General features: G+C 40.6%; 11 protein-coding genes. 8 read left to right on the forward strand and 3 right to left on the reverse strand.

From position 1 onward, the window contains the following. Positions 1-14: 14 nt before the first annotated feature. Entirely contained in the window at positions 15-758 is a 744-nt protein-coding gene (locus tag CTN_RS05365) for a hypothetical protein (protein ID WP_161595587.1), read from the forward strand. Here CTN_RS05365 and pelF (CTN_RS05370) read toward each other — a convergent pair. Next, a complete protein-coding gene (pelF, locus tag CTN_RS05370) occupies positions 691-2106 on the reverse strand; it encodes a GT4 family glycosyltransferase PelF (protein ID WP_038067522.1) in 1416 nt (471 codons plus the stop codon). The genes CTN_RS05365 and pelF (CTN_RS05370) overlap by 68 nt on opposite strands. A gap of 23 nt (positions 2107-2129) precedes the next feature. After that, on the reverse strand, positions 2130-3020 hold the full coding sequence (locus CTN_RS05375; RefSeq protein WP_244857324.1) for an MJ1477/TM1410 family putative glycoside hydrolase: 891 nt from the start codon (positions 3018-3020) through the stop codon (positions 2130-2132). A gap of 79 nt (positions 3021-3099) precedes the next feature. Between CTN_RS05375 and CTN_RS05380 the strand changes: the two genes are divergently transcribed. From CTN_RS05380 to CTN_RS05395, 4 genes are read left to right on the forward strand one after another with little or no spacing between them, the layout of a single operon-like run. Next, positions 3100-5223: a DUF2194 domain-containing protein gene (locus CTN_RS05380; protein WP_244857325.1), complete on the forward strand. Its 2124-nt coding sequence runs from the start codon at positions 3100-3102 to the stop codon at positions 5221-5223. Next, positions 5213-6589, forward strand: coding sequence for an exopolysaccharide Pel transporter PelG (gene pelG, locus CTN_RS05385; protein ID WP_015919577.1), 1377 nt, complete (start codon positions 5213-5215; stop codon positions 6587-6589). The genes CTN_RS05380 and pelG overlap by 11 nt, the downstream gene beginning before the upstream one ends. Beyond that, positions 6586-7782 carry a GAF domain-containing protein gene (locus CTN_RS05390; RefSeq protein WP_015919578.1) on the forward strand — a complete coding sequence of 399 codons (1197 nt, stop codon included), beginning with the start codon at positions 6586-6588 and terminating at the stop codon, positions 7780-7782. The genes pelG and CTN_RS05390 overlap by 4 nt, the downstream gene beginning before the upstream one ends. Further along, positions 7769-8545 (forward strand): hypothetical protein, encoded by a 777-nt coding sequence (locus CTN_RS05395; protein WP_244857326.1) that lies wholly within the window; start codon positions 7769-7771, stop codon positions 8543-8545. Before CTN_RS05390 ends, CTN_RS05395 begins: the two co-directional genes overlap by 14 nt. On the opposite strand, the gene pelF (CTN_RS05400) is transcribed toward CTN_RS05395, so the two are convergent. Continuing rightward, the gene (pelF, locus tag CTN_RS05400; protein WP_015919579.1) at positions 8514-9926 is read right to left on the reverse strand and encodes a GT4 family glycosyltransferase PelF; all 1413 of its coding nucleotides are present in this window, start codon (positions 9924-9926) and stop codon (positions 8514-8516) included. The genes CTN_RS05395 and pelF (CTN_RS05400) overlap by 32 nt on opposite strands. 63 nt (positions 9927-9989) lie before the next feature. Here pelF (CTN_RS05400) and CTN_RS05405 point away from each other — a divergent pair, with 63 nt between their 5' ends. The 3 genes from CTN_RS05405 to CTN_RS05415 all read left to right on the forward strand — a co-directional run bounded on the left by CTN_RS05405 (position 9990) and on the right by CTN_RS05415 (position 12178). Continuing rightward, on the forward strand, positions 9990-11687 hold the full coding sequence (locus tag CTN_RS05405) for an HD domain-containing phosphohydrolase (protein WP_015919580.1): 1698 nt from the start codon (positions 9990-9992) through the stop codon (positions 11685-11687). 69 nt (positions 11688-11756) lie between these two features. Next, positions 11757-11963: a DUF5320 family protein gene (locus tag CTN_RS05410; RefSeq protein ID WP_038067528.1), complete on the forward strand. Its 207-nt coding sequence runs from the start codon at positions 11757-11759 to the stop codon at positions 11961-11963. A 5-nt stretch (positions 11964-11968) separates the two neighbouring features. Next, positions 11969-12178: a DUF5320 domain-containing protein gene (locus CTN_RS05415; RefSeq protein ID WP_015919582.1), complete on the forward strand. Its 210-nt coding sequence runs from the start codon at positions 11969-11971 to the stop codon at positions 12176-12178. Positions 12179-12180 lie beyond the last annotated feature (2 nt).

Here is a 12180-nt window from a genome sequence, read left to right on the forward strand (position 1 = left end):
TCGATTTAGTCATAGTGATAAACATTGTCGTACATTTTGCTTTAAACAAAGATCTATCACAATCTATGATAGCACTCGTTACATATCCCTTTGGATTAATCATTTTTTCGAAGAAAAAAGAGATCGATTTTCGAATTTATGATCAAGAAATTGAAGAAGACTTTCCAGTTCTAAAGGAAAAAAGGCTGGAAATACTTCCTTTAAGAGGAACTATTTTGTTTGGAACTCCAGATGAAAAAAAGAAACTAATACTTCAAATCGTAGAAGATGTTAAAGATGGAAAAATATCTTCGGATAAGGCTCTTTCTGTTTTCCGTAAAATGGTGCTCGACCCACATCCAGATGTTGGATTGTACGCATCAGAAGCGATTGGAAAAATAGAAGAATACTTTGGGTTGGTTGAAGAATCCTTAGATGAGATTATTAAGAACTTAAATGAAAAGAACATTAAAAATGTTTTAGATTATATAGAATCAGGTTTTTTAGATGGAGAAGTCGGAATTTTTTATAGGAACATGTTGCTTGAGGGATTGAAGAAAATACCACCCTCACAACCAGAATACTTTGCTCTGCTTTATGAGATTAAAGGAGATGTATTCATACTCATAGAGGGATTTTTAAAAACAAAATCCCAGGTGTTGTATAAAAAACTTTTGAAGGAATTATTAAAGAAAAAAGATTATCAAAAACTCAGGTTTTTAATGCTGTTTGGCCCCTTACCAGATGAAGATAAAGATCTCTATACCTCTTTATCATAAGATCAAGCCTGTATTTCTTGCGAACGATTTTTTTCGCATTTTGAGAAAACACTTTTCTCAGCTCTGCGTCTTCGTACAATTTTAAAATAGCTTTTGCCATCATAATGTGATTTTTAGGAGGTACAATAATTCCACATTGTCCTTCCTCATCATAAACCATTTCTTTACATGCACCTACGTCAGTTGCTACAATAGGAACACCTGCTGCCATAGCCTCCAGTATTACGAGAGGTTGTCCTTCTGATACGCTACTTAGGAGAAGAAGGTCCAGTTTAGGATAGTATTCCCTTACATTTTGTCGTCCTAGGAATTCGACCACATCTTCCAAAAAAAGGTTCTTCGATAGTTTTTTGCATTCTTCATAATAATCCTGTTCCTCATCTGTTGGGCCGATTATCAAAAATTTTATCTTTTTATTTCTTAAGACATCTTTCACTACTCTTATGGACCTTATAGCTGTTTTTACGTCTTTTATTCGGGTAACTCTTCCGACAAAACCTATTATAAATCCTTCGTGTTTTTCTTTGGGCATATCAAATTTGTCTACATCAACTCCGTTAGGTATTATCACCATTTTTTTCGGATCAGCACCAAGTTCCAGCTGAAAGAGTTGATTTTTTTTAAAAAGAGTGGTTAATGAGTCACAGGTATTATACGCTATCATACTAATTGCTCTGAACAAATTAATCCACATGGTTTTGTAGTCTTCGGGAAGCCACTTAGAGATGATTATTTCCCTTTCTCTTTCTCTATGATAAATCCCGTGTTCTGTTATTATTAGTGGGACATTGTAAAGAAACTTTCCCACAACCCCCACAAGAGAGGCGTAGCCTGTACTTGGAACGTGAAATATATCACACTTTTCAGGAACAAAATTCAAAGAATTTACGATGGGGAGAATCAAATTTCTGATGACCCAATAGTATTCAGTGAATCCTCTATGACTGAAAAAGTTTCTGTATGTTTTAACTACAAGGTTCCAGAATTCTTTACTAGAGAATATTTTGGAAAAAGACTTTCCGGCATTTTTTTCTATAAAATTCTCTAGTATAGAAACCAGTTCTTCCAAGCTTCGGTTTTTTACAATTACATCTGTTATGGTGTCGAGCATTGAAAGATCGGCCTTTTCAGAGATATCGGGATCGAAATCCCCAAAAATGTTTACCTCGTGTACACGAACCACGTTTTTTGGTATTTTGTACCTGACTTCTCTCTTTTTTGAATCTGGTCGTAAGTGATAGATTTCAAACTCAAATTCTGGAAGATTGGAGATAAGTGTTTGGATCCAACTTGAAACACCTCCTGTAATGTAAGGGTAAGTACCTTCAGCAATAATACCTATCCTCATATTTGTTTTCATCCCTCCGAAAACTATTCCGCAGGTTGTATTCCCTCTATTATATTTACCTCATCGAGTTGCAAATCAGATTTGGCTGCGTAGGGAATGTAAACCTTTTCTTCACATTTTTTGTAATAATCCAGAATGCGCTCCAGATTTTCTAAAGAATCACTACCGTCGTCCACGTAGTCAACAGAGAGAACAAATTTTCCGTGCCACCTCAACATATCCAGGTAATGTATTCTACTCTCAGTTTCTTCATCTGGAAGTGGTGTGGTTTTTAAGTAAAAGAGATTTTCAACACTCCAGCCAGAAACGAACGAGAGTATTCGCCCATCGTCGAACTCAAGGATGTTTTCGCCGTTCTGTGGGATTATCAGGATGTCAGGATTTTCTTTTCTGATGTATTCTGCTATATCTTCAATCAAATCTATCATCCGCCTGGCTGCCTCTTCTTTTGAGATCTGTCCCGTTGACGACCAGTATTCGAAGGAATCGACTCTATCCAGATACACACCTTTGAATCCCTGTGAAAGGATCCTATCGATGTAAGAAAAGATTATATCCTTCCATTCCGGATACCAGTATTTCACGAAGTAATTTCCTGGCCACATTTTATCTTCTTCTCCAAGCCACTCAGGGGGATTTTCATACCAATCATTTTTCCAGTAAAAACGATAATCTTCCGCTTGTCCTATGTTCAGGTACGCAACAGGAACAACTCCTGCGTCCAGCATGATTTTTATTTCCTCCTGGGAGTATTCACCCTTTTCACTTCCGTCTCTGGAATAATCTATGACGGCGAGTTCAAAACCAGAGGAAGCAATTTCAGAGGGATCAGCATTCTGGAGTTGATAGAGCCAGTTTTTGAAAGGTATCTCCCATTCATCTTGAAAGGTCATGCCACACGAAGCTATGATCAATGCTATTATAGAAATGAGCAAATTTCTTTTCGTAGAAACCACCTCCGGGGTGATTCATGTGAAAAAGATGTTCCTAGTGATGTTATTTTTGATCTCCTATCTGACCCTTTCTAGGACTCTCCTTCTTTACAAAGGTTCTGAGAATGGATATGGAACTGATGTGCTTTCATCTTATATTATCCCTGTCCTGAAAAACCTGTACGAAGATTACGATCTGGTTGATGTGGAAAAAGAACTGCCTGATCTTTCAGAGTACGATCTTGTTGTGACCTGTTATTATTCCTCGAAGATGAGAAACGCAAAGATCTATCTGAAAAAACTATCGGAATACGTTCTCAACGGAGGAAAAATATTTGTAATAAACAACCTTGGAGCCTTTGAAGATCCATCGGGAGACAGTCCTGGCCTTTCTGATATAAATGCTTTGTTGAATCTTATCGGTGTTCGCTATGAGTATAACTGGCGTCAGGAGGATGTTCTAGATCTGAAAGTCGATCAGGAATATCTCCTGAAAAGAGTGACACTCCCCGTGAGGAAATCTTTCGATGGATTTTCGATTTTTTCGCCGACTGTAAAAGTTCTGATGTACGCCGTGACGAGCAGAGGTAATTACCCGGTGATTTTTTATGGAGAACGTGGAGGAATGGCAATTTTTGAGCATGCTTTCGACGAAAGAGGCAATGCCGTGATAGATTTGGGAAAGATCGTAAGAGACATTCTTCTTTTCAACAAAACAAACCGGATTCTTCTTTTGAAGGAGAACACTCATGTAAAAAAGACGTTCGAGAATGCTCTTTTCGAAGTGGACACATCGCCCAGGTATCCTCTTTCTTACTATAAGGGCGTGGTGATAACCGAAGATACTCTTCTGGAAAGAGAGGACGTGAAGAATTACATTGAAAACGGAGGAAGTGTTATTTTTCTTGGAAAGGGGACACATTCAATAACTGGAAATCTTGTACTTGAGAAAAAGCATCTTTACATCCCAGAAAACATCAACGTGGGATATCACTATGTTAGTTACAGACCTGCTCCTCAAGATGCAGAGGTTTTCATGACGGTAGACGGAACACCTGTTTCCTGGATGGTGAAAAGAGGTAAGGGAACTCTTGTGTACTTTCCTCCCGATCTTCTCGAAAAGTGGTCCAGAGGAATTCTGTTTAATGAATTTCTTGTCTCATCTGGTTTGATAGTCTCTCCCATTGTAAATGTTTTTTCCATCTTCTTTGATGATTTTCCCCTTCCGTCTTATGGTATCAAGCACGATATAACGGGTACGGCGGATGAAATATTCTATTACAAGATCTGGTGGGAAGATATGAAAAAGCTGTGCAAAGAGTATTCTATGAGGCCGTTTACCGCGCTGATAACAAGTTACAACAACAAACCTGAGTACGTTGGTTTTCTTGAGTTTTTGCAGAGCAGGGTCACTCTTGATTTTTTAAAGACGCTTCTGGAAGCAAAGGATGTGAATGTGGGCTTGCATGGATACAACCATCTTCCTCCTCTACAAAAAAACTGGAATCCCGATGAATTGAAGATCTCTTACAAAGCTTTGAAGACTTTCCTGAATGAACTTTCAAAATCGTATGTTCCTTTCTTTTTTGTGGCTCCCAACAACGAAATTGATAAGGCAAGTATAGAGATTTTGAAAGAGATCTTTCCTTCGATAAAGATCGTTGGGACTTCTTATTTGGCAGAAACCGAAACAAGTGAGTACGAAATCTTCGAGGATGTATTGATTTTGCCGAGGACCACAAGTGGGCACTATCCTGTTCAGAGACTTCTTGTTGAAACCATGTCCACTCTCTTGAACATGGGAACTTTCCATTATTTCACCCATCCTGACGATGTGATCAGTTCCAACAGGAATCCGGAGAGCCGAAACTGGGAGTACATGCTTGGACAACTGAGGGAATTTTTCCGTGTAATAAAAAGAAATTACCCATGGTTGAGAAATATGACACCTGAGGAACTGTACGATACCTTCAAAGATTACTTCGAAAATAAACCGACAATCGTTTATCATAAAGATAAAATAAATGTGATATTGAATTCGCGTGCAAAACTCCCGCGCTATTTCTTCCTCAAGAGTGATCAGGATTTTTCCATTCAAGGTGGAGAGTTGATCTATGAAAGAAATGGCTTGTGTGTAATAGAGATGAAAGAAAGGAAAATGGAGGTATTGTTGAATGGCGGGTAAGAGTTTTGATTTGCTCTTTTCAAAGAACACCCTTTTTGCAGACGCTCTAGCGTTCTTTTATTCCACGTTCATATACTTTGCCCCGTGGCTGGTTGTCTTATTTTACATAGTCTGGGTTTCCAGATGGTTTTCTCCCTCCCCATTTTTCCTTGGTGTTTTGACTTACTCTCTCATATTCTCCATGATAATTTCAGGCGGAATGTCTTTTCTGATATCCCGTTTCCTGGCAGACAGCATTTACAGAAAGGACTTCAGAAGAATCTACGAAAGTTACATCGGAGCAGTTCTTCTTGTTTTTGTGGTGTCTTTTGTCGTTGGATGGATGTTCTTCATCTTGAACGATCAATATTCCACCGTTCAGAAAGTGCTTGCCTGTTATGCGTTGATTGGCTTTTCACTTGTGTGGATACAGATGCAGTTTGCATCCGTTACTGAGAGGAGTTCTTTGATCGTGCTTTCTTTCATACTTGGATTTTCAGTTTCGGTGTTTCTTGCCAGATACTGGCAGACGGATTTTTCAGAAAAGCTCCTTCTGGTGCTGGACGTGGGAATTGGTTTGATCATCTTTGCGCTCAACTATCTTGTATTGAGTTACTTAAGAAATTCCACAAGAATGGGATTTGGTTTTCTGACCCTGACAGGAAAATATCCGCAGTTGATCTTTGTTGGCTATTTTTATTACCTGTCGATCTGGATCGACAACTTCATCATCTGGAAAGCAAAAGGCCAGGAGATATCTCCGGGGTTTTTCTTGTTTTCAGAGTACGATATACCGAAGTTTATTGCTGCTCTGTTCTTTATACCGAGTCTTGCTGTGTTCAACGTTGCTATGGAAACAGTGTTCAGAAGAGACTATAAGAATCTCATGTTGTCCATTGTGAACAACTCCCCTCTGAAAACCATAAAAGAGAATATGGCAAAGCTTTCCATCTCTCTGAGACAAGCCTTTTTCAGCATGCTTTCCCTGAATCTTGCAGCGCTTGTTTCGTCTTTCTTTCTGGCACATCCTATCAGAGGGTGGTTCAATTTATCGGAGAATTTCGTTGGTATATTCTTCTGGCTCAGTATGGGTGTGAGTATGAATATATCTTTTCTGTCGCTTCTTGTTCTGGTCCTTCATATGGAGTATTACTGGGTTGCTTTTGAAAGTTCTGCTCTGGTGCTGACGTTAAACACCCTGCTTTCCGTTTTGACGATCGAAAAATTCCCTGGACTCAGTTTTTTCGTTTCCTTTTCATCAGGATTTGTTTATCTTCTTCTGCGGTTCAGGTCGAAAGATTTTCTTCACGAAGAGTATGTGAAACAACCACTGGGTTTGGAGAAGAGCAAAGTGGAGGTTAAAAAACTTGGGGAGTTGAGAAAGTGAGGAAAAGAAGAAAACTCTGGTTCCTGGAGGTTCTTGTCGCGTATTCCGTGGTTTTCTTCTTTGACTACGTATACGAAACGAATGTCTTTGAGAAGAGTTTTCTCAATTTTTACTGGATTCCTCTTCTTTTCTTCAGTGTAAGGTACGATTTGGTTGTACACGTGTTCAATGTGTTGGCCTACGCTTTTTCTGTAATCCTTTCAATTACGTTGAGGGATCAGAGTTTTGCCTTTCCTGAAGATTTTGCACTGGCAAATTCCATAATTGTCGGTGTATCTACCGTTCTTGCATTGATGAACGAGAAAAGGGTGAAAGAAATAGAACGTCTGTCCTTAGATCTCAAAAACAGGGAGAACGATGTGACTGAGTTAAGTAAAACTGTTCAAGATCTACGAAAGAAGTTGAACTCACTGGAACTCAAAATGTTCTATGAAGGGGCAGGGATCAGTTCGCTTCTTGTGAAACTGAGAGAAATTCCAACGGATGATTTTGCGGAGTTTTCCCAGAAATTCGTTGAAACGATTTCGGAGTTCTTTGATTTGAAAAGGATTTTCATCTATGAATACAAGGATGGTTTTTTGAGATTTGTAGCAGGAACGGAAAAGCCAGACCTTGGATTTTCACTCAAGAAAGGAGAGTCCGTTGTTGTAGAAAACGCTTTGAAAGAGGGAGTTTGTAGTATTGTTGATGTTATAGAGAGTGTCTCTTCTCAGAATGAACCGTGGCTGGCTGTGAAGATAGGTACTGATGAAGAGATACTTGGAGTGATAACGGTAGAGGAAGCAGAAACGCTCGAGATTGAAACGGTAGAGGAGTATCTTGTGTCTCTTGCAGATTGGATATACCTGGTGATGAGAAAGCTGGACTTCCACAGATACGATAAGTACAGACTGGATGACGGTACCTTTCCACCGGAGTTCTACGAGAACGAAAAAAGAAAATACAAAACCCTCGAGATACAATACGGTATTCCGTTCACAGAGTCCTGTTTGATACTGAATAAAAGAAGCCTCAGAAAACTCCTGAGTGCTCTCAGAAAGAGCGACCTGGCTGTGAAAATCTTTGAGGATGAAGACAACGTCTCTCTTAAGATACTTCTTCCCCTATGTGATGAAATCGGGTTTGGCATAGTTAAAAAGCGTCTGGAAGGTGAGATAGATGAGATCAAATTTGTCAGTTGTGAATCTCATTAACTTCTCTATAGGACTTCTGAACGTTGGTTTATGGATCAACGGAAAAAACGACTTCCTGCTCGTCATTTTTCTTTTGAATCTGGTTATAAATTTTCTGGTGAACAGAGATCTTTCGCAGGTACTTATAGCTGCTCTGACCTATCCTCTGGGCCTTATAGTACCCCTTAAAAGGAAAAAACCACCGTTTGAAGGTATGGAAAAAACAACTGAAATGGAAGTGCTCAGAAAGATTTCGAGAAAATCTCTGAAAGAAAGTGTATTCTTCGAAAACGCAACCACCAGGCGCGAAACGATTTTGAGAGTTTCAGAAGACGTTGAAAGAGGTGAGGTCTCTCTGGAGACGTTCATGAAAGTTTCCAAGAGGTTGATGAAGGATTCCGATTCGGATGTTGTACTCTACGCAACAGAAAGTACGGGAAAGGTGGAACGCTCTTTTGAAGACGTGGAAAAATTTCTCTCCGGAGTTCCTTTTGAAGAAACCAGAATTTTTTACGGGAGAGTCTGGGATTATCTCGAATCGGATTTTTTGACAGGAGGAGTTGAAAAATACTACAAAAAATCGATCCTGGCTCGAATCGGAAGAATGGAGAAGGATGAGAAGTATTTCGTGATGAAATACAGGGTGGATAAAGATCCGACAGTTTTATGGGAAGGTCTGGAAAAGACGAAGTCTCCTTTGATATATAAAATGCTTATGATCGAACTTTTGAAGCGGAAGGATATTGAGGGAGTCAGGAAATTGAAGGAACTCTTTTCTCAATGAGCGAAAGATAGATTTTTCTGTAACTTTCGATCATGCGGTCGAGCCTGTATTTTTGAACCACTCTACGGGTGTTTTTTGAGAACATCTCTCGCAGTTCATTATCTTCGTAAATCCTCACTATGGCTTTTGCCATGGAGAAATGATCTTTCGGCGGAACGACAATACCACATTGCCCATCCCTGTCGTACAGCATCTCCTTACACGAACCTACGTCTGTGGCAACAATTGGTAGCCCAGACGCCATGGCTTCAAGAATTACAAGAGGCTGACCCTCCGACACACTGCTTAGAAGAAGTAGATCCATTTTTGGATAGTACTCTTTTACATTCTGAGGTCCCAGAAACTCTACGGTGTCTTCCAGTTTCAAAACTTCAACCATTCTTTTGCACTCTGTGAGATAATCTTCTTCGTCTGCAGGTCCTATGACAAGAAACTTCAGTTTTTCTCGCTGGCCGATCATCTCTTTAACAAGGCTGATGGCCCTGATTGCAGTCTTCAGATCCTTTATTCTGGAGACACGCCCCACGAATCCTATTATGAAACCCTCGTGTGGCTCTTTTGGGAGTGAGTAAGCATCAACATCTATAGCATTCGGTATCACGATCATTTTTTCTGGATCTGCTCCGAGTTTTAACTGATAAGCCTGATTCTTTCTAGAAAGTGTGGTCAGAAGATCCGACATTTCATAAGCGATCATGCTCATAATTCTAAAGAGTTGCACCCACATTGGTTTGTAACTGTCGGGAACCCATGAAGAAAGAAGGATTTCCCTTTCTCTCTCCTTGTGGTATATGCCGTGCTCCGTTATCAGAAGTGGAGAACCATAAATCACTTTCCCATTTATTCCAACAAGAGAAGCATAACCTGTGCTTGGCACATGGTAAATATCGCATCTGTCCGGGGTGAATTGGAGGGCATTGATAACAGGGAGAAAAAGGTTCATTATCATCCAGTAGTACTCGGTAAAGCCTCTTTCAGAAAAGAAATTTTCGTATATTTTCACCATGATGCTCCAGAATCTTCTTGTTTTAAGCATCTTTCTGATGCTTTTTCCTGTGTTTTTTTCGATGAATTCAATGGCAAATGGAATTATCGATTCGATCGCCTTTCCTGAAGAAATCTCAGATATTATCCTTTCTAGAGGATCAAAATCAACTTTTCCAGAGATTTTCGGCTGGAAGTCTCCGAATATATTTAACTCGTGAATTGCTATCACGTTAGATGGGACTTCATATTTGACACTCCGAACTTTGTTGTCGGGTTTCAGGTAGTATATTTCAAAATCGAACTCTGGAAGATTGATTATTAGCGTGTGAACCCAACTTGAAACCCCACCAGTTACATAAGGATACGTCCCCTCAAGAACAAGACCTACCTTCATGTTTTTTCCTCCTGATTTGATGAGACACTCGATTTATGAGAAAATAAAAATCGAGGTGATAAGATGTCACAGCGAAGATTGAGTGAGATCGTAAGAGATCTCGTTTACAAAAGGAATCTGCTGCTCGTTTTTATTATATCAATCGCTGTGGCCATTTTTGTGTTCATGATCACGTTCCAGATCGACAAAAGATCCTGGTTTGAGAAGATCGATCTGATATCGGGTGAATGGTACCGGGTGATAGACAACTACCAGAACACTCTCAACTTCTTTGTGGCTCGCCCTGGAGACTTCAAAAATCCTGGAGATATTCTGGAAGTTTTAAAACTGATCCGTGAGCACTTTGGAGATTACATAGCCTACCCGATCTTTGCAACTCCAGATGGAAAGTATTACATCTATCCTCCCTACGACTTTCCTTCCGATTATGATCCAAGGAAAAGACCATGGTATAGATCTGCCGTTGAAAATCCCAATACTTCCGTCATCTCACCTCCCTTCACTCACAGAATACTTGGAGTGGTCACATTCGGCATTTCAAGGGCCATCTTTGACAAAGAAGGGAATTTTCTGGGGGTTCTTGCGATCGATATCGTTCCTGATAGGGTAATGAAAGATCTTTTGCTTTCTGGCATGTATGTGACCTCAAATGATGGTACGGTACTTCTTCAAAACGGTGATATCTACGTTCGACTCGATCCTGAAGATTTGAGATCTTCAAGTGAAGGATTCAAAATGGAAATCTCCGGTGTTGCTTTTTTCAAAAAGAAGGGTGAGATGTTCTTCGTTGTGCAGGTTCCGCTGCTCACCTTCTTGAGAAACTCTCTGTTTCATCTGGGATACGTGATAGGACTTTCGCTTCTTTTCTCTGTTCCGATCGTCAGAAGAATAACAAGATTGCTCGACAGAGAGTTGGAAAAGCCGCTTGAGAAATTTTCGGGTGCTGCAGAAGAGTACCTGCGTTCCAGAGTTTTCGATATCGCAGGAATATCCTCAAGCATTTTTGAAATCAATCAACTGATAGACAACGTGGCCGACATGATAACGATCATAGAATCCCAGAGAGAAGAACTCGAAGCGTCCTATGAGGAACTGGAAGCGTCTTACTCCGAACTCCAGAAAATGGCACAGAAGATAGAAGAAAAGAGCAAAGCCCTCTCTGAAGCCTATGAATTCTTTGCTTACAAACTTGCAGACATAGTAGAGGGTTTTGACGAGCCAACGGGAAGCCATGTCAAAAGGATTCAGGAAATATCCAGGTTTCTCGCCGAGAAGATGGAATTGCCATCTGAACTTGTGCGTCAGATCTACATCTACGCACCTCTTCACGACATAGGGAAGATAAAAGTTCCTAAGGAGATACTGAACAAGAAGGGAAAACTCACGCCTGAGGAATGGGAGATCATGAAGAAGCACACCATCTGGGGAGGAGAACTGCTCTCCGGTAGCAAAGAACTGGAAGTGGCAAAAAACATCGCACTGTACCATCACGAAAACTACGATGGAACAGGATATCCCTTCGGGTTGAAAGACGATGATATCCCAATAGAGGCCCAGGTTGTCAAACTGGTCGATGTCTACGATGCTCTCCGATCGGAAAGACCCTACAAGAGAGCATTGACACACGAAGAGGCTGTGAAGGTGATACTCGAGGGAGATGAAAAGACCACCCCGTCTCAGTTTCATCCCAGATTGATCGAGATATTCAAAAACTATCACGAGGAGATCAGAAAGATCTGGGAAAAAGTCTCCTCTGAATAATGAATTTCTCTGTGGAAGACTTGACTTCTTATCCTATATATGTAAAATACATATATGGGAGGTGAGAATATGTGGTGGGGCAGAGGATTTGGCTGGAGAAGAGGATGGAGAGGAGGATTCGGTTTTGGAGGGCCGTGGTGGTTTTACTTCGAGTATCCTCCCACACCGCCTACTCCTGAAGAAGAAAAAGAAATGCTCTTGGACTACAAAAGGTTTCTTGAAGAAGAACTCAGATATGTTGAGGAAAGATTGAAAGAACTCGAAAACAGGAGGTGAGTAATATGCCAAGGCTTGATGGAACGGGTCCACTCGGTCTGGGACCGATGACCGGCAGAGGACTTGGATGGTGCAGATACACTGGCCCGTGGGGCTGGGTAAGACCCTGGATGTGGTGGAGAGGCTTTGGATGGGGCTGGAGAAGAGGATGGGGATTTGGAATGGGTCTTGCCTGGAGACACAGAAGAGGCTGGGGCTGGAGAGGCTGGTGGTGAAA

Origin of the sequence: Thermotoga neapolitana DSM 4359 (assembly GCF_000018945.1) — a bacterium.
GTDB lineage: Bacteria > Thermotogota > Thermotogae > Thermotogales > Thermotogaceae > Thermotoga > Thermotoga neapolitana.